Origin of the sequence: Nocardia sp. NPDC023733 (assembly GCF_040639775.1) — a bacterium.
GTDB classification, from domain to species: Bacteria; Actinomycetota; Actinomycetes; order Mycobacteriales; family Mycobacteriaceae; genus Nocardia; species Nocardia rosealba.
In genome coordinates this window covers 270,759-287,950 of the sequence record NZ_JBFAAN010000002.1, presented here as the reverse complement: position 1 = coordinate 287,950, position 17,192 = coordinate 270,759, and the positions used below count along the sequence as shown (strand labels likewise).

Sequence of the window (17,192 nt, the reverse complement as noted above, 5' to 3'; positions counted from 1 at the left end):
CTCGTCGCCGTGACCGTCCAGCTGTCGTACGCGCGCCTCGCGAGGGCCTTCGCCGTCGTGCTGCTGCTGGCCGGAATCGTCGCCATGCACTCGGCGGTATTCGTCACCTCCGCACACGACACCTCCGCTCACGCGCACGGAAACGCCGCCCACACAGCCGTCGGTCCGGCTGTCGAAGCGGAACCGGCGCAGAGCGACTCGACGAAGGACCACGGCTGCGGCAGCGGCGGATGCACCGAACGCGCGGCCGTCCACGGTTGCGTGTTCATCCTCGTCGCCTTGGCCATCGTGCTCGGCTGGATGCTGCTGACCAGGCTCACCGAGGACGCCGACGCCATTCGCCGGGCCGGCAGAACTTGGCGCGGCAGACGCGAACGGCCACCTCCCTGGACCGTCCTCTCCCTATCCCAACTGGCGATTCTGCGGATCTGACAGGTCCGCCCACGCGGCCCCTGTCCGACACCCCACACCCGAATCCCAGGAGGATCACCCATGTCCATCACCCGTACCGTTCTCGCCCTCGCCGCTGTCGCGGTGGTCGCCGCCGGGTGCGGCGACGACTCGACCACGCACACCACCGAGCACTCCTCGACGACCACGGCGAGCACGACGAGCGCCACGGCCCGCACCGACTTCGACGACGCTGACGTGACCTTCCTGCAGATGATGTACCCGCATCACGCGCAGGCGGTCGAGATGTCGAAGATGGTGCCGAGCCGGACCCAGAACCAGCAGCTCATCGCGCTGGCAGCCCAGATCGAGCAGGCGCAGGCACCGGAGATGCGCCAGATCACCGACCTGCTGACCAGCTTCGGCAAGCCCGCACCGAGCGCCGAGGGCCACGGCGGCCACGGCATGCCGGGCATGATGACCGAGGAACAGATGAGCGCGCTGGAAGCGGCGAACGGCGCCGAGTTCGACCGGCAGTGGCTGCAGATGATGATCGAGCACCACCAGGGCGCGGTCGCCATGGCCCAGACCGAGCAGGCAGAGGGAACCAACCCGGAGGCAAAGCAGCTCGCCACCAAGATCGTCGCCGATCAGGAGGGTGAGATCGCGACCATGCGCGGCATGCTCGGACAGGGCTGACCCGAGGTGGCGCCGCGCCGGACCGGCGTGGCGCCACCTGATCGTCCCGAAGCCAGTACGGTCGATGTGTTCGGCCACCGCGACGGTGACCGACGCTCCGGCGAGGGAGGAGAGACAGATGCTGGTACGGGAACGAATGGGGCTCGGCACCGCGCTGGTTGTCGTAGCGGGCGCGCTCACGCTGGCCGCCTGCACCAATCAGGTACCCGGTACCGCCGAGGCCAACCTCACCGATCTCGCCTCCTACACCTCCGAAGTCGCGGCCTCCTCCACCGCGAAGGTGAAGGCGGCCAACGACTCGGCCTGCGACGGACTGCGCGCGGCCAACAAGAGCTCGGTCGCCTCGTTCAATGCCTATATCGAGGCGAGCAACAACCGTGCCCCCGACACCGACACCAAGGCCAACGAGGCGGTTCCGGTGCTGCGCAACAACGCCAAGGACGTCGATCGCAAGGTCACAACGGATGTCATCGCCGAGCTGGCCGACCCGCTGCGCACCTACCGCGACAAGACCAACCTGCTCGCCGACACCCTCGAGCGCCGGGCGCCCACCGACGAACTCAACGGTGTGATCGATCAGTTCAACGCGTCCAAGGATGCGGCGATCGAGGTCTGCAAGCCCTACGGTCGCTAGGCACGTAACAGGAACATCACCGTTCGCGATTGCCACTCCGAGACAAGTCATCGGAGGGGTTGCGTGCGTGGGTTCCTGAAATATGGTGCGGCGATTGCGGTTACCGCATTGTCGCTCACCTCGGCAGCACTCCTGCCCGTTGCCGCGGCCGACCCGCCGACAGCGCGGCACTGCGAGGTGAGCTCCGGGCGCACGCCGCAGGCCGCGTCGCCCGCCGAGGTCGCCCTCGACCCCGATCGGGTGGCCGAGGCCATGCGCCTGGCCGTCGACCCCACCCGCTTCAACATCCAGCTCTACCGCAACAACTGCCTGGTGGCGGCAGGCCCACGCAACGCCGAATCCGGTGGGGTGCCATGGAATCTGTGGAGCGGGACCAAGAGCGTCGTCGCGCTGATCGCGGGCGCGGCGGTCGACGAGGGCAGGCTCGACGTCGACGCGCCCATCGGCCGCTACCTGCCCGAGGAACTCGGCGACGAGGGGCACCGGGCGATCACCGTGCGCAATCTGCTCACCGAATCCTCCGGGATGGAGGTGGCGATCGCCGCCGAGGGCGCGACCGGGCTGGCCCAGCTGGACCCGAACGTCGTCGCCCAGGCGCTCGCGATGCCGATCGAACGCCCACAGGGCACCCAGTTCCGCTACAGCCAGCGCGCGGTCGACCTGCTCGTCTACGTCATCGCGCAGGCCGTCGGCGAGGACTTCCAGGACTTCGCCCAGCGAAAGCTGTTCGACCCGTTGGGCATCGAACGCACCGACTACTACTGGGCCCGTGATCGCGCCGGAAACACCTACGGTCACGCGCATCTGCTGCTCCCGCCGGACGACTTCGCGAAACTCGGTCTGCTCGTGGGCAACCGGGGCCGATGGAACGAGCAGCAGGTGATCTCGGACGCCTACCTGCGCGAGGCGTTGTCGCCGTCGCGGGCCATGCCCTGTTACGGCTTCCTCTTCGTCGTCAACGGCGCGCCCTGCCGCCTCGAATTTCCCGGCCTGCCCGACGATGCCGTGAAGATGTCGGGAATGCTGCGCAACGACAGCTACATCGTGCCGAGCCTCGGGCTGGTGCTGAACTGGACCGGCGTCGCCACCCCCGGCATCTCGACGACCTACACCCATGACGTGATGCGCAAGCTGGTCTCGTCGTTCCGCGATGTCGCGGTGCCGGATCCGGGACCGTATCGGGAGAAGCCGGACGTGAGCGTCACCGATCCGATGATCGCTCGACCCGATCCGGTGTTCGGCACCTTCGGCCTCGGCCCCTACGCCTATCCGGGCTGCGGTTTCGTCGAATGCCTCGGCGAGACACCGAAAGCCCCGTTCGCCGACACCCCGCCGGGGTGCGTGGTGCTCGGCTGCATCGGCCCCGACCCGCGCACTCCCGGCATCCGCTGACGGCTGGCGTATCCTCGACAACGACCGGACAGGACCAGTAGGGACCGGTTCGTCGAGAGGAGCCAGCCCCATGCCAGCACCGCTGCGAGACAGCGCAGTGCCCAAGCATGAACAGTTGCGCGCGATCCTGCTGCAGAAGTGCACGCGCGAACTCCAGCCCGGCGATCTGCTCACCAGCGAGCGAAACCTGATGCAGGACTACGGCGTCAGCCGGATCACCGTGCGCGAGGCGGTCGGTCAGCTGGTGAACGAAGGCTATCTGGTCCGGGTCCGCGGCAAGGGCACCTTCGTCGCCCACCGGCCGGTGCAGTCGCGGTTGCATCTGGCCTCTTTCACCGAGGAGATGCGCGCCCTCGGCCATCAGCCGAGCACCCTGGTGCTGGTCGCCGAGGAGGCCACCGCGCCCGAGCCGACGGCCCGTGCGCTACGGCTGCCACAGGGCGCGCGCGCCTACCACGTGCGCCGGTTGCGCCTGGCCGACGACGACGCGGTGAGCGTCGACGACGCGTGGTTCAACCCGGAGCTCGTGCCCGATCTCATCGCTCACGACCTCACCGGTTCGCTGTATCGCCTGGCCGCCGACCGCTACAACAGGCCGATCGAACGCGCCGAGCAGACGGTCGACGCGCAAGCCGCCGACACGGGGATCGCCGCGCTGCTCGGCGTCCGCAAGGGCGCACCCGTTCTGCATTTCGACCGGGTGTCGTTCAGCGCCGACGTGCCGATCGAGCACACCCACAGCTGGTATCGCTCCGATCGGTACCGGGTGCAGATGGAAGTCGGAAGAAGCTCCTGAAACACTCGTATTTCAGATACGGTATGGGCGCTATCACAGTGAAGTGCTCGGAGGTATCACCGTGTCCCTGTCCCCCACCCTCACCCGCGCGGGCGCGCTGACCGCGCTGGCCGCCACCGCCTTGCTCACCGCGGGCGGCACCGCCAACGCCGTCGGCAGCGCCGATTGGGATCTGCTCCCGTCCGGCTCGGTGGTGATCGGCCCGCCCACCGGCAGCGCGGGCTCGGTCGACATCGGTCTGCCGACCGGTTCGGTCGACGCCGACTTCGGCTCGAGCGCGCCCACTCCGCCCCCGCCCTCGGGTTCGGCCGTAATGCCGGGCTCCGCAGGCTGATTCACGCGGCGCGTCATCTCGGAGAGGTGACGCGCCGCACTCGGAACGGCACCGATCGCGCTGCGAATCCGTTCCGGGGCAACCGAAGCTGTTTCCTCTTCACCGAACCGGGCATACGCCCCACGAGACGCGCCACCCGGTGCGTCCGATCGTTACCCGAACAGGTGAGCTTCACATGATTCTTCTCGGTGCAATTCTTCTCATCGCCGGCCTCGTCTTCGGCATCCCGATTCTCAACACCGTTGGTGTGATCGTGCTCGTCATCGGCCTCGCGCTACTCATCGCGGGCAGCATCGGGCGTCCGGTCGCCGGTCGCAGGCACTACTACTGAGCTGGGCCTGCCATCGGAAAGGACACGTCATGACGAATACACCGCGCATCGCTTCGATCGTTGTGCTGGTCTGGTTACTGATCGGTGTCCTTGCCGCAGGTCAACGCGGCTACTACACCGAGCGCGACCAGAACTGCGCTTCGTTGGGCACCATCGCGATCACCATGATCGCGGGCCCGCTCAACTACATGGGCGTCAACCCGAAGGTCGACGACTGCGAACTCCCGCAACCCAGCTAGCCGGAATCCGCGCGCGAGCTACCGTGCTCGCGCGCGGATCAGGGCTGCCAACCGTTCCAGAGATTCCTGATTACGCGCGGCGAAGGCCACGTCCTGGGCCAGTCCCGGGATCAGGCTGGCCGGGCCGCGCGCGGCACGTTCGGTCATCCGGATCGTCGTGCGCCCCGGCTCGGCCTCGGCGAGGGTGATCCGGATCCAGGCCGACCCGATAGACCACAGCCGCGCCTCCAATTCCAGCCGGTGCGGCGGTTCGACCATGCGCACCTCGGTGGTGTCACCGATCAGCACCGGCCACAGCCCGAAGCGGTAGTGGATACGGCTGCCGACGGCGGGCCACTCGGGGTCCACTTCGCGGATGTGCGAGGCACCGACCACCCAGCTGGCGTACAGCCAGCCGTCGGACAGCGTCGCGAACGCGACCTCGCACGCCACCGGCACGGTCACCTGGGCAGTCAGCACCAGACCAGCGTAATTCCCGCCCGCCCGGTCGGCGCGGCGACGCGGGCCCCGGCCTGCGGCACGCCGAAGGATGACAGATGCGGGAAAATTGCTGTACATCGTTTCGACGTGGGATCGTTCCTCTATGTCCACGCAACACACCCGGCTCGGCGACCAGCCCGGGCCCGCCGATCCGGCGCCCGAACGTACCCTGTTCGGGCATCCGATCGGGCTGACGAATCTCTTCGGCGTCGAGCTGTGGGAGCGTTTCTCCTTCTACGGCATGCTGACGATCCTCGGCTACTACCTGTACTACACCGCCGCGGACGGCGGACTCGGGATCGCGCAGAGCACGGCGCTCGGCATCGTCGGCGCCTACGGCGGACTGGTATACCTCTCCACGGTCCTCGGCGGGTGGATTGCCGACCGGGTGCTGGGCATGGAACGCACCGTGTTCTACGGCGGTGTCGTGGTGATGGCGGGCCATCTCGCGCTGGCCGTGTTGCCCGGATTGGCCGGTGTCGGTGTGGGTTTGGTGCTCGTGGCACTCGGCAGCGGCGCGTTGAAGGCCAACGCCTCCTCGCTGCTCGGCACCCTCTACGCGCCCTCGGACGCGCGTGTGGACGGCGGCTTCACCCTCTTCTATCTCGGCATCAACATCGGTGCCTTCACCGGTCCGCTGCTCACGGGTCTGCTGCAGCGCGAATGGGGATTCCACGTCGGCTTCGGCGCGGCGGCGGTCGGCATGGCGCTCGGCCTGACCCAGTACGTGATCTTCCGGCGCAACCTCGGCACGCACGGGCGTGAAGTGCCCAACCCGGTGACGCGCGCCGAACTGCGGCCGGTGCTGACCGGGGTCGCCGTGGCCGCCGTGGTGGCGGGCCTGGCGATCTGGGCGGGCTGGATCACCCTCGACAATCTCTCCGATGTCACCACCGGCATCATCGTCATCGCGTCCATCGCCTATTTCACGGTGATGCTCACGAGCGCGAAGGTGGAGCCGGTCGAACGCACCCGGGTGGTGGCGTTCATCCCGCTGTTCCTGGCGAATGCGGTGTTCTGGTCGCTGTTCCAGCAGATGTTCACCATGCTCGCGGTGTACTCCGACGAGCGCATCGACTGGCGCATCTTCGGCTGGGAGGCACCGGCCAGCTGGATCGGCTCGGTGGAACCGGTGTGGATCATCGCGCTCTCGCCGCTGTTCGCGCTGCTGTGGACCAAACTCGGCAACCGGGCGCCGAGCACACCGATCAAGTTCGCGCTCGGCGTCATCGGCATGGGTATCGCGTTCTGGTTGTTCGCGCTGCTGTCGGGCTTCGAGGGCAGAACCGTTCCCGTGCTAGCCGTGTTCGCCATCCTCGGCGGTTTCGCGGTCTCGGAACTGCTGCTGTCCCCGATCGGCCTCGCGGTGACCACACACCTCGCGCCCGCCGCGTTCCGCTCCCAGATGATGGCGCTGTACTTCTTCTCGGTCGGCATCGGCACGTCGATGGCGGGCACGCTGGCCCGCTACTACAGCCCCGACAGCGAAGGCGTGTACTTCGGCGTCAGCGGTGCGGCCGCCATCGCGGCCGGACTCGTCGTCGTGGCCTGCGCGCCGTGGATCAAACGGCATATGCAGGGTGTGCACTGACCCGCCGGGGTAAGTCTTCTCACAACGTTCGCATGCAGAAGGAGAACAACGTGCCGACACCGGCAGAGACACCGAGCCGATGGGGCGGCATGTTCCGCACCAAATCGGTCGAGCAGTCGATTCTCGACACCGATGAACCCGACTCAAAACTCCGCAAAGACCTGACGGCCTGGGATCTCACGATCTTCGGTGTCGCCGTCGTCGTCGGCGCGGGCATCTTCACCCTCACCGCGCGCACCGCGGGCAATGTCGCCGGACCGTCGGTGTCGCTGGCATTCGTCTTCGCCGCCATCGCCTGCGGTCTCACCGCGGTCTGCTACGCCGAGTTCGCCTCGACCGTTCCGGTGGCGGGCAGCGCATACACCTACTCCTATGCCACCTTCGGTGAGCTGGTCGCCTGGATCATCGGCTGGGACCTGATCCTGGAATTCGCGCTCGCCGCGTCGGTGGTGGCCAAGGGTTGGTCGCAATACCTCGGCACCGTCTTCGGATTCGAGTCGGCCACAGTGAAATTGGGGTCGATCACCTTCGACTGGGGCGCGGTGACGCTGCTGGTGGTGCTCGGCGTGCTGCTCGCGGTGGGCACCAAGGTGTCCTCGCGGGTGTCGGCGATCGCGGTGGCCATCAAGCTCGGTGTGATCGCCCTGGTTCTCGTCCTCGGCATCACCTACTTCAAGGCCTCCAACCTGAGCCCCTACATCCCGCCGTCACAGCCCGCCGACGACGGCGCGAGCGGCCTGCACCAGTCGCTGTTCTCGTTCGTCACCGGCGCCGGTGACAGCAGCTTCGGCTGGTACGGCCTGCTCGCCGCGGCCAGCCTGGTGTTCTTCGCGTTCATCGGTTTCGACGTCGTCGCGACCGCCGCCGAGGAGACCAAGAACCCGCAGAAGGCGGTGCCGCGCGGCATCCTCGGTTCGCTGCTCATCGTCACCGTGCTCTACGTGGCCGTCACCCTCGTGCTCACCGGCATGGTGCCCTACACCGAGCTCGCGGGTGAGAACGCCACGCTGGCAACGGCATTCGCCATCCACGGCGTCGACTGGGCCAAGACCGTCATCTCCATCGGCGCCCTGGCCGGCCTCACCACCGTGGTGATGGTGCTGTTCCTCGGCCAGACCCGCGTGCTGTTCGCCATGGCCCGCGACGGCCTGCTGCCCCGCTGGCTGGCCCACACCGGCAAGCGCGGCACCCCCGTGCGCCTGACCGTCATCGTCGGCATCGTCTGCTGCGTGCTCGCCGGTTTCGTCGAATTCGGCACCCTCGAGGAAATGGTCAACATCGGCACCCTGTTCGCCTTCGTGCTGGTGTCGGTCGGCGTCCTCATCCTGCGCCGCACCCGCCCCGACCTGCCCCGCGGCTTCCGCGTCCCCCTCGTCCCCCTCATCCCCATCCTGGCCGTCGCGGCCTGCCTGTGGCTGATGGTGAACCTGTCGGTGGAAACCTGGCTGCGCTTCCTGGTCTGGATGCTGCTCGGCTTCGTGATCTACTTCGCCTACAGCCGTCACCACTCCCTGCTCGGCAAGAAGGAGGCGTTGGCCAAAGACTGACCAGCGACGATAGCTCCCCGGCCCGGATCGGCGCGCTCCCCCGCGACACGCCGATCCGACCGGGTCTACCGCCAAAATTCCGGTACACCCGTACGAGTCGCTAGGCTGTCGGCGGACGCCCCTATAGCCCAATTGGCAGAGGCAGCGGACTTAAAATCCGTCGAGTCTGGGTTCGAGTCCCAGTGGGGGCACTTCGGTGTCGATGTTTCGCCGTTCCTACGGTTCGGTCGACGCGGCGGTCGGCGGTCCGGCCGGGACTTCGGAGTCCGGCAGCCCCGCGTAGTCGGGCAGTTCGACCCCGTTGATCGCGCGCTCGACCAGCTCGGCGAACCACTCTCCGGTGAAATCGGGAGCAGGCTCGGCGTCGGGCCCGGGGAGGTCGCGGCTGCGGGCGTTCAATCGGGCGATCTCCTGATTGGCCTCGACGAACGAGCGCATCCGCGTCTCGTAGCGGGCGAAACCGAGCTCTGGATTCCATTCGGCGGCAGCCAGTTCGCCTGCCAGCACGTAGGCGCCGACCAGTGCCAGCCCAGTGCCCTGGCCCGACATCGGGGAGGAGCTGAACGCCGCGTCGCCGAGCAGCCCCACCCGCCCACGCGACCAGTGCTCCTTCACCACCTGGGCGACCTGGTCGAGATAGAAGTCCGGGGTGTCGTCCAGGTGCGCGAGGATGCGCGGGGTCAACCAGCCGTGGCCGTCCATCCGCTCACGCAGCAGCCGCTTCTGGGCCTCGATATCGCGATAGTCGACATCGACGTCAGCCGCAGGGAAGGAGAACATGGCCATCGCCCGGGTGGCATCCCGGATCGGCCGAAGCCCGGCCGAGCGCCCGGCCTCCTGGTACTCGATCAGCCATGTGTCGAGCCCGAACTCGTTAGGCACGCTGAAGAAGGCCAGTACGTGCCCGAGGTGGCGGACGAACTGCTCGTGCGGCCCGAAAACCATGGTGCGCAGCGCCGAATGCAGCCCGTCGGCTCCGATCACCAGCTCGAAACGCCGCCGGTTACCGCTGTCGAAGACCACCTCGACCCCGTCCGCGTCCTGGGAGAGCTCGGCGATCCGGTCGCCGAAGATGTATTCGACATCGCCTCGGGTGTCCTCGTAGAGCACCTGCGACAAGTCACCACGCAGGATCTCGATCTCCGCGATGAATCCGTCGCCGCCGTCGTCGTCCACCCGGTAGGTCTCCAGCACGTGCCCGTCCGCGTCCACGGTGTGCGCGCCGATGGTCTGAGTGCAGGCCGCGCGGACCGCCGCGTCGAGCCCCATCCGCCCGATCACTTCCTTGGTCACTCCACGCGCGTCCACGGCCTGGCCACCGGGGCGCAGTTCGGCGGCCCGCTCCACCACGGTCACCACGGCTCCCCACCGGTGCAACCAGTGCGCCAACGCGGGCCCCGCAATGCTCGCCCCCGCCACCAACACCCTGATACCGCTCATTGCGCCTCCGACCTACCCGCCGAATCACTGTCCGGTCGCTGCTGTTCCGACCCACCGCCGTGGGTGTATCCAGAGGTATCGACGGCGGACCCGCCAGGAATTCATCGGTGCACCGTGAACTCGGCATGAGCGGATGTTCCATGACGGTGACCGGTGTGCGTGATCCTGAGCCGCTCGACGCGCTGCCGTCTGCCGGGGCGATGGGCAATCATCGTGGACATATGAGCGAACAACCGGTGCCGGGTGGAGTGGTGCACGAGTTGCCAGCCGAGTTGCGTGAGGCGTTGGCCGGGAACGCGGTGGCGGTGACGGCTTGGCGGGACATCACGCCGTTCGCGCGCAACGAGTTCATCTGCTGGGTGGAGGATGCCAAGCAGGCCGCTACTCGGGAGCGGCGGATACGGCGAACTCAGGAGGAGCTCGCCGAGGGCCAGCGGAGGCCGTGTTGCTGGCCGGGATGCAAGCACCGCGAGCGGACGGGGGCCTGGTTGCTCGGCGGTGCGGTAGTCCGCCGCCGACGCGACCTTGTGGTGTTCTCGGAGAACGCTCGACCGAATCCTGTTGGTTGGGCGGTTATCTGTCGGTGGATCCTGGGAACATCGGAGTATGGGAAACGGGGAGGAATTCGGCGGGTGGGGCGCAGCTTTCATCTGGGCCGTCGTCGGCGCGACGATCGGTGTGCCGATCTGGTTGTGGACGGGTCAATCGCTGTGGCTGCTGTTCCTATTGCTGCCGGGTATCGGGTTCAGCAGTGCTGGTCGCGGGGTCGTCTGGATGGTGCTGTCGGTGCTGCCGCGCGGCGTAATCCTGGTTGCCGGTTGGTTTTTCGTACTCTTGGCGATAGTCGACGCGGTGGCGATGGCGGTGTGGAAGCTGGCACCTTCGGTGTGGACCTGGCCGGTGGCGGTGGTTTCCGCTCTGGTGCTCGGCGTATTGATGTATCTAGCGGTGGCCTCGGAGGTGCTCGGCGGGTGGCAGCTCACGAACGGCGCTGAGCTGGTGCGGGTCGATCACGAGATCGCGCGGGCGAAACAACGTCCGGACGAGGGGTTGTCGCCCGTGTGGTCCTCGCTCTACAGCGCCGGTCCCGCAGCCGGACTTCGCCCGCCGCCGTTCGCGATCGGCGGTTTCGAGCTGGCCGACCGGCTTGGGCAGTATCACGCCGTGATGGCTCGGCGGCACTGGATCAGCGGCAACACCGACACGGCGCTGGAACACGCGGCGGAGGCATCGGCCGTGCGCCGTCATATGGTCGCCATGCCGCTGGGCCGGACGAAGTCGCAGAACTTTGCCCAGTCGCTGTACGAGCAAGCCTTCTACCTCAGTGAACTCGGGCGTTCAGCCGAAACTGTCGAGGTGCGGGCCGAGGAGATCGCGGAACGACGGCGCCTGCTCGCCCGTTTCGACAAGCGCTATCCGGTAATGGTCGCGAAAGCCGCGAAGCCACACGCGACGACGAAGACCAAACAGTTGGTGGTCGACTTACAGACCTACGGCAAGGGCCTGAAGACCGACCTCGCTTCCGCGTTGACAGCCCAAGCAGCCGCTCTCACCGAATTGGGCCGCACAGACGAGGCCACCGACCTGCGATCCGAAGCCGAATCCCTCGCGCCCGCCGATGACTAGCCCGAGTCAGGCTCGATAAGTCGCGCGGTGCTGCTGACACGTGTCGAATACTGTGCCGATGTGTTCTCGGAGCGCTTACCATCCGCCACCTCGGCTCCGATTCGCCGCGGCTCGTCCAACGACGGCAACGGTACGGACAGCATTTTGAGGGTTGAAGAGCTGATCGAGGGGGATGGAAGTTCCCGCCGGTGGGTGTTGGGGATCACGCTGGGTTTCGGTGGGTCCGCGGCGTAGCTTCGTGCGTAGGCGAATCGCGGGCACGAAGGGGTGTTGACGATGCGGGTGATCGGGCGGATTCGGGGGTATGCCACAGTGGTTCGGCGGGCTCGCCGGCATCGTGGGGATCTGGTGGGGTGGCTGGGGCGGCGACCGCAGATCGGGGTGGCGACCGCGGGGTACGAGACGGCGTTGTTGTTCAGCAACAAGCTCGATCCTCGGCTCAAAGAACTCGCCGAGCTCAAGACGGCGGGGCTGGTGGCCTGTCAGTTCTGTCTCGATATCGGGTCGGCGCTGGCGCATACGAGTGGGTTGAGCGAGCGGCAGATCACCGATCTGCCTCGGTATCACACGAGTGATGCCTACAGCGAGTTGGAGAAGCTGGTCATCGCGTTCGCCGAGGCGATGACGGTGACGCCCGCGGTGGATGTCGACGACCTGCGTGCCGACCTGCTCACCCACCTGACGAAGGCGCAGCTGGCCGAGCTCGCCACGACCATCGCGTGGGAGAACAAGCGGGCCCGACTCAACCAAGGGCTCGGAGTACGACCGATGGGGATGGCGGACGGGATGGCGTGCGCGATGCCGGAGCCGCCGCGCGCTCCGTGATCGCGGGTCGCCGCCTCTGCTGGCCGACGACGCCCGTGCAGCCGGCCCGGCTGTGCACACCGCGAACGCACCAGCAAGGAGGAAGCCGCCATTTTTAGTACCTGATCCAGTACTGGATCACGTAGCATTGTCTTATGCAGGCCATGCACCAGAGTTCCGCTCGGGAGAATTTCACCGCCGTTCTCGACGCCGCGACCGAAGACAACGACGAGGTGATCATCACCAGGTCCGGCGGCAAGGGATCAGCCGTGGTGATTTCGCTCGCCGAGTACAACGCGTTGAAGGAAACGGCGTATCTGCTCGGCAATCCCGCCAATGCCGCCTGGCTGGCCAGGGGAATCGAGCAGGACAGGGCAGGGATGGCCGTCGCGCGCGAACTCATCGGGGTGGACGCGACCGAGGACGTCGAGGAATGAGCCGCAAGGTGACGTTCGTCGAAACCGGCTGGACGGACTACACCTCCTGGCTCGCGGATGACCGACGGATGCTTGCCAAGATCAACCGCTTGATCGGCGATATCGTCCGCAACGGCCAAGCCGAGGGTACCGGCAAGCCCGAACCACTACGTGCGAATCTCACCGGATATTGGTCGCGCCGCATAGACCAGGAACATCGGCTGGTCTATCGCGCCACCGATGACGAAGTTGTCGTCATCGCTTGCCGTGGGCATTACGAATGAACTGACTTCTCGTCAGGATCGGTCGAGGATCGACATCGCGATGCCGTCGAGGATGTCGAGTCCCAGTGGGGGCACTCCGACAAGGACACTGTGGCACGGCACCGAGCCCGCGCTCGTGTCTCCGCCGACACAAGATCGGCGGAGACACTGCCACACGACGGGCTACTCGAGCACCCTTACGCCGCGCATGCCGTTGACTGCCGACATCACGTCAGGTGCCGGGTGAAGAATCGGCCTGCCTCCGCCCCGGCGTACGGCGGAACGCCGATGTGCCCGCCCATATTGGCGTTCAGGGCCTTCTCCTCGGAACCGAAGGCGTCGAACAGGTCGAGGGACCGTTGGCGGTCGTTTCCCTCGTCGTCCCATTGCAGCAGGACGTGCAGCGGAATTCTGACGTTGCGGGCTTCCTCGAGGATGGCGCGTGGCACGAAGCTGCCGGCGAACAGGACGGCGGCGGCGATACGTGGTTCGACGACTGCCAGTCGGGTGCCGATGGAGATGACTCCGCCCGAGTAGCCGACCGGGCCACCGATTTCGGGCAGGGCGAGGAGGGCGTCCAGGGCGGCTTGCCACTCCGGGACAGCCTCGTCTACCAGCGGGAGGATGAGCCGGTCGACGATCTCGTCGTCGACGGGTCCGCCGGCAGCCAGCGCTCGGCGCAGGTCGGCGAGGGCCTGATCGGCGGCGGCCGAACGGGGCCGGTCACCGCTCCCGGGGAGTTCGATGGTGGCCGCGGCGTAGCCCGCCGCCACGGTGGGCCGGACCCGGGCGAGCAGGCGCGGGTACGCATTGCGCAGGCCGATAGGAGGAGGGCCTACCAGGATCAGGGGCATCGGCGTAGAGACAGACGCCGGCGTCCACAGGATTCCGGGGATGTCGCCGAGGAGGAATTCGCGTTCGAGGATGTCGTCGTCGAGGCGTTGTTCGGTAATGAATCGCACGGTCGTGCCTTTCGGGAGTGCTGTAATCGGCGCTCCCGGACGACCTATCGCCCGACCGTGACTCCAGTGGAGAGCACCCATGTCGATACTGCGTTCACGGGTACCACCTCCTCGTCCACTGTCACGGAATTCGTGAAAGGTAGCAGTGGGCGCCGTCGTTCGCCAACGGATTTTCAACCGCCGATGATGTCCGCGGGCAGGAACATGGCGCCGAGTTGGGTGGCGATGGCGTAGGTGTGTTCCACAAGGCGGGCGGCGTCGACGTCGATGGCGCCGGTGCGCCAGGCGGTGAGCAGTTCGATGAAGCCGCCGATGCCTGCCAGGGTGCTCATGCGCACGGCTGTCTCGTCGGCGTCGGGGCGCAGGTGGGGCCAGGCGGCGGCGAGCAGGAGGTCGGTGGCGTCGGTGAGCATGGCTTTGCGGCGCTGCTCGAGGACGGCGCTGCCCGCGTGGTCGGCGAGCAGGATGCGGGCCCGGCCACGCAGGTCGGTCTGCAGTTCGACGGCGCGGGCGATGGCGGCGCGCAGGATTTCCAGGGGGGCGCGGTCGGCGTTGTCGGCCAGGATGGTCGCCAGGTCGGCGAAGACCTCCGCGCACACCTCGTCCCACACCACGGCGAGCAGGTCGTCGCGGTCGGTGAAGTTCTCGTAGAAGTACCGGTCGTTGAGCGCGGCCCGCTGGCAGACGCCACGCATCGTCACCGCGGCCCATCCGCTGTCGAGCCAGATCTCGAGCGCGGCCGCGATCAGGTCGGCGCGGCGCTGCGCCCTGCGCTCTTCGGCGGTGCGGCCGCCCCAGGTCCGGGCCGGTGCGCGCACATCCATGGTTGACAAAGTACTCCGTCACGCGCCTAATTGGTGTCAGGTGCGGCCAATGGTGGCAGATGACACCAGTTCGGACCGGACCGGTTGAACCAGGGAGTCGCCATGCGCCTGTTTCGTCGTCGTCGAACCGAACACGCAGATGCGGTGGTCACCGGCGCGGGCAGCGGCATCGGCCGCGCGTTCGCCGTCGAACTCGGCAGGCGCGGCGGGCGGGTGGTGTGCTCCGATATCGACGCCGACCGGGCCGCCGAGACCGCCGTGCTGGTGGAGAACGCGGGCGGCAAGGCCGTCGGCGCCCGTTGCGATGTCACCGCGATCGACGAGGTCACCGCGCTGGCCGCCCTGGCGCAGGACTGGTTCGGTGGTGCGCCCAGTCTGGTCGTCAACAATGCCGGGATCGGGGCGGGTGGGCCGCCGGTCGGCGAGTTCACCCTCGACGACTGGGAACGCACCCTCGCGGTGAACCTGTGGGGAGTCATCAACGGCTGTCACGTCTTCACACCGATCCTGCGCGCGGCGGGGCGGGGAACGGTGGTCAATGTCGCCTCCGCCGCCGCCTTCGGCGCGGCACCACGGATGGCCGCCTACAACGTGAGCAAGGCGGGAGTGCTCGCGCTGTCGGAGACCATGGCGGCCGAGCTGGCCGGGACCGGCGTCGGCGTGACGGTGCTGTGTCCCACGGCCGTGAAAACCGGGATCCTGCGGTCGGATTCGCCACTGGACGGCACCGCCGAACGCCTCGGCGGATCGCTCCTGCGGTGGACGGGCCGCCCGCCCGCGAGTATCGCGAAGACCACCCTCGACGCCGTCGACCGTGGCGATCTCTACGTGGTGCCACAACTGGAGGCCAAAGTGCTGTGGCAGGCCAAACGTTTGATGCCCGCCGCCTACACCCGTTCGGCGGGCCTGCTGGAGCGGGTCGTGCGCTGATGTTCTCCTATCCCGACATGCTCGCCACCGTGCGGGCCAAGCAATGGGCCCTGGCCGATATCGACTGGAACGCACCGGGTGCCGAGCTGGTCACCGACGAGCAGCGGCCGCGTCTGGCCGCGTTCATGTCCGATCTGGTGTGGATCGAGCACGTCGGCGCCCGCGGTTTCGCCGCGCTGGTCCAGCAGGCACCGCCCGGTGCGCTGCGCGAGATCTACCGGCACTTCCACGCCGAGGAACAGAAGCACGCCAATGCCGAGCTGGCGCTGATGCGCCGCTGGGGCATGCTCGACGACGACGCGATGCCGGTGCCCAACAAGAACATTCGCCTCGTGATCAGCTGGCTCGACCGCTACGCCGAGCACATGACCCTGCCCGTCCTCGGCACCGTCATCCCGTCCCTGGAGACGGCGCTGGACGGCGCGCTGGTGAAGTTCCTGCTCGACGAGGTCGATGATCCGGTGTGCCACGAGGTGTTCCGGCACATCAACAGCGACGAATCCCGGCACCTGGCCGTCGGTTTCCAGGTGCTCGAGCAGCTCGGCGCGGGACCGCTGCGCAAGATCGCCATCGAGACAGCGGGTTTCGCGGCGCGTCCGTCGTTCGTGCTCGGCGCGCTGCTCTACGCGCCGCTGTTGTCGCGGATGGCAGCCAATATCGTGGCGCTCGGTCTGGACGAGGAAAAGTTGTGGAACGCGGTGCGGCGCTACGAGACGGTCGGCGAGCGCAGCCCGCAGATCCGGCGGCTGCCGCTCTATCACGTGGTGCGCCTGCACGCGAAGGCGACGATCAACCACCGCCAGCCTTTCCAGTTGCTCGCCGATGTGTCCAGTGCCTGTATCGACAGCTTCCCGGTCCGCGTGCTCGGCCACCGTCCGTCGTGGGTACGCGAGCTCACCTACCATCCGGTCGCGAAATGACCGGGCTTCCCGGCACATTCGACGGCCGGATCGTGCACCACCTCGACTTCCACCCGCGCCGGGAGTTCACCGGTGAGCGGGTGGCGATCATCGGCTCCGGCGCCGCGGTGGCGCGACTGCTGCCCGGCATCGCGGCCGAGGCGGCGCGGGTGACGGTGTTCCAGACCGAGGCCGTCTGGATCGTGCCGCGCGCACCCCTGCCGTCCGGCGCCCTGCGGCACGCGCCGGATCGTCTGGTGCGGCTCGTCGCGCGCACCAATCTCCGTTGGCAAGTGCGTGATTCGTGGCTGCGGTATCGGCTCACGCCCGACGACGACGCGGGCGTCGCGGTGCACGACAGCTACTACCGCACGCTGCGGCAACCGCACTGCCGCCTGGTCACCTGGCCGATCGCACGGCTCGCCCCGCTGGGCGTGCGCACGGTCGACGGGATCGAGCACCGGGTCGACACCATCGTCTTCGCCGACGACTCCCACCACGTCGTGCGCACCATCGGCCGCGGTGGCCAGCTGCCCGCGACAGCCGCCAGGGTAGGCGCCGCCGACAGAAAGGAATCAGCGTGAGCGAGCGAATC

The 17,192-nt window shown here is 67.6% G+C and carries 21 protein-coding genes, 1 tRNA gene and 1 pseudogene; 19 read left to right on the top strand and 4 right to left on the bottom strand.

Annotated elements, in window-relative coordinates:
* The first annotated feature begins 9 nt into the window (after window positions 1–9).
* The 8 genes from AB0F86_RS12750 (at window position 10) to AB0F86_RS12715 (ending at window position 4,815) form a co-directional block, all read left to right on the top strand.
* Window positions 10–432: a DUF6153 family protein gene (locus AB0F86_RS12750; protein ID WP_356986946.1), complete on the top strand. Its 423-nt coding sequence runs from the start codon at window positions 10–12 to the stop codon at window positions 430–432.
* 60 nt (window positions 433–492) lie between these two features.
* A complete protein-coding gene (locus AB0F86_RS12745; protein WP_356986948.1) occupies window positions 493–1,089 on the top strand; it encodes a DUF305 domain-containing protein in 597 nt (198 codons plus the stop codon).
* Window positions 1,090–1,207: 118 nt separating this feature from the next.
* Complete coding sequence (locus AB0F86_RS12740) at window positions 1,208–1,723, top strand: hypothetical protein (RefSeq protein ID WP_067485963.1); 516 nt, start codon at window positions 1,208–1,210, stop codon at window positions 1,721–1,723.
* A 63-nt stretch (window positions 1,724–1,786) separates the two neighbouring features.
* Window positions 1,787–3,115, top strand: a complete 1,329-nt coding sequence (locus AB0F86_RS12735) for a serine hydrolase (protein ID WP_356986950.1) — start codon at window positions 1,787–1,789, stop codon at window positions 3,113–3,115.
* A 70-nt stretch (window positions 3,116–3,185) separates the two neighbouring features.
* Entirely contained in the window at window positions 3,186–3,911 is a 726-nt protein-coding gene (locus AB0F86_RS12730; RefSeq protein ID WP_225278710.1) for a GntR family transcriptional regulator, read from the top strand.
* A 61-nt stretch (window positions 3,912–3,972) separates the two neighbouring features.
* Window positions 3,973–4,245, top strand: coding sequence for a hypothetical protein (locus tag AB0F86_RS12725; protein ID WP_356986952.1), 273 nt, complete (start codon window positions 3,973–3,975; stop codon window positions 4,243–4,245).
* 175 nt (window positions 4,246–4,420) lie between these two features.
* On the top strand, window positions 4,421–4,576 hold the full coding sequence (locus AB0F86_RS12720) for a DUF6131 family protein (RefSeq protein WP_166655728.1): 156 nt from the start codon (window positions 4,421–4,423) through the stop codon (window positions 4,574–4,576).
* 29 nt (window positions 4,577–4,605) lie between these two features.
* Entirely contained in the window at window positions 4,606–4,815 is a 210-nt protein-coding gene (locus AB0F86_RS12715) for a hypothetical protein (protein ID WP_181696639.1), read from the top strand.
* Between the two features lie 18 nt (window positions 4,816–4,833).
* Here the strand turns inward: AB0F86_RS12715 and AB0F86_RS12710 are convergent, their stop codons facing one another.
* Window positions 4,834–5,274, bottom strand: coding sequence for an SRPBCC family protein (locus AB0F86_RS12710; RefSeq protein ID WP_356986955.1), 441 nt, complete (start codon window positions 5,272–5,274; stop codon window positions 4,834–4,836).
* A gap of 124 nt (window positions 5,275–5,398) precedes the next feature.
* On the opposite strand from AB0F86_RS12710, the gene AB0F86_RS12705 reads away from it, so the two are divergent.
* The 3 genes from AB0F86_RS12705 to AB0F86_RS12695 all read left to right on the top strand — a co-directional run bounded on the left by AB0F86_RS12705 (window position 5,399) and on the right by AB0F86_RS12695 (window position 8,624).
* Window positions 5,399–6,886 (top strand): peptide MFS transporter, encoded by a 1,488-nt coding sequence (locus AB0F86_RS12705; protein ID WP_356986957.1) that lies wholly within the window; start codon window positions 5,399–5,401, stop codon window positions 6,884–6,886.
* A gap of 89 nt (window positions 6,887–6,975) precedes the next feature.
* Complete coding sequence (locus AB0F86_RS12700; protein WP_181696783.1) at window positions 6,976–8,433, top strand: amino acid permease; 1,458 nt, start codon at window positions 6,976–6,978, stop codon at window positions 8,431–8,433.
* Window positions 8,434–8,550: 117 nt separating this feature from the next.
* A tRNA-Leu gene (locus tag AB0F86_RS12695) sits at window positions 8,551–8,624 on the top strand.
* Window positions 8,625–8,649: 25 nt separating this feature from the next.
* On the opposite strand, the gene AB0F86_RS12690 is transcribed toward AB0F86_RS12695, so the two are convergent.
* Window positions 8,650–9,873, bottom strand: a complete 1,224-nt coding sequence (locus AB0F86_RS12690; protein WP_356986959.1) for an FAD-dependent monooxygenase — start codon at window positions 9,871–9,873, stop codon at window positions 8,650–8,652.
* A 221-nt stretch (window positions 9,874–10,094) separates the two neighbouring features.
* Here AB0F86_RS12690 and AB0F86_RS12685 point away from each other — a divergent pair.
* The 5 genes and pseudogenes from AB0F86_RS12685 to AB0F86_RS12665 all read left to right on the top strand — a co-directional run.
* Window positions 10,095–10,355 (top strand): annotated as a pseudogene (locus AB0F86_RS12685) (YdeI/OmpD-associated family protein); the annotation flags it as partial.
* 124 nt (window positions 10,356–10,479) lie between these two features.
* Entirely contained in the window at window positions 10,480–11,499 is a 1,020-nt protein-coding gene (locus tag AB0F86_RS12680; RefSeq protein ID WP_356986986.1) for a hypothetical protein, read from the top strand.
* Window positions 11,500–11,775: 276 nt separating this feature from the next.
* Complete coding sequence (locus AB0F86_RS12675) at window positions 11,776–12,324, top strand: carboxymuconolactone decarboxylase family protein (protein ID WP_356986961.1); 549 nt, start codon at window positions 11,776–11,778, stop codon at window positions 12,322–12,324.
* Window positions 12,325–12,458: 134 nt separating this feature from the next.
* A complete protein-coding gene (locus AB0F86_RS12670) occupies window positions 12,459–12,740 on the top strand; it encodes a type II toxin-antitoxin system prevent-host-death family antitoxin (protein ID WP_181696645.1) in 282 nt (93 codons plus the stop codon).
* Window positions 12,737–13,003, top strand: coding sequence for a Txe/YoeB family addiction module toxin (locus tag AB0F86_RS12665; protein ID WP_181696646.1), 267 nt, complete (start codon window positions 12,737–12,739; stop codon window positions 13,001–13,003). Before AB0F86_RS12670 ends, AB0F86_RS12665 begins: the two co-directional genes overlap by 4 nt.
* 206 nt (window positions 13,004–13,209) lie before the next feature.
* Here the strand turns inward: AB0F86_RS12665 and AB0F86_RS12660 are convergent, their stop codons facing one another.
* On the bottom strand, window positions 13,210–13,944 hold the full coding sequence (locus AB0F86_RS12660) for an alpha/beta hydrolase (RefSeq protein WP_356986963.1): 735 nt from the start codon (window positions 13,942–13,944) through the stop codon (window positions 13,210–13,212).
* Between the two features lie 173 nt (window positions 13,945–14,117).
* Window positions 14,118–14,768, bottom strand: a complete 651-nt coding sequence (locus tag AB0F86_RS12655) for a TetR family transcriptional regulator (RefSeq protein WP_067637884.1) — start codon at window positions 14,766–14,768, stop codon at window positions 14,118–14,120.
* 102 nt (window positions 14,769–14,870) lie between these two features.
* Between AB0F86_RS12655 and AB0F86_RS12650 the strand changes: the two genes are divergently transcribed.
* Genes AB0F86_RS12650 through AB0F86_RS12640 form a run of 3 tightly spaced genes read left to right on the top strand, consistent with a single transcriptional unit; the run spans window position 14,871 to window position 17,181 of the window.
* Complete coding sequence (locus AB0F86_RS12650; RefSeq protein WP_356986965.1) at window positions 14,871–15,698, top strand: SDR family NAD(P)-dependent oxidoreductase; 828 nt, start codon at window positions 14,871–14,873, stop codon at window positions 15,696–15,698.
* Window positions 15,695–16,618, top strand: coding sequence for a ferritin-like domain-containing protein (locus AB0F86_RS12645; RefSeq protein ID WP_356986984.1), 924 nt, complete (start codon window positions 15,695–15,697; stop codon window positions 16,616–16,618). The genes AB0F86_RS12650 and AB0F86_RS12645 overlap by 4 nt, the downstream gene beginning before the upstream one ends.
* Window positions 16,615–17,181, top strand: coding sequence for an NAD(P)/FAD-dependent oxidoreductase (locus AB0F86_RS12640; RefSeq protein WP_225278703.1), 567 nt, complete (start codon window positions 16,615–16,617; stop codon window positions 17,179–17,181). The genes AB0F86_RS12645 and AB0F86_RS12640 overlap by 4 nt, the downstream gene beginning before the upstream one ends.
* Window positions 17,182–17,192: the final 11 nt, after the last annotated feature.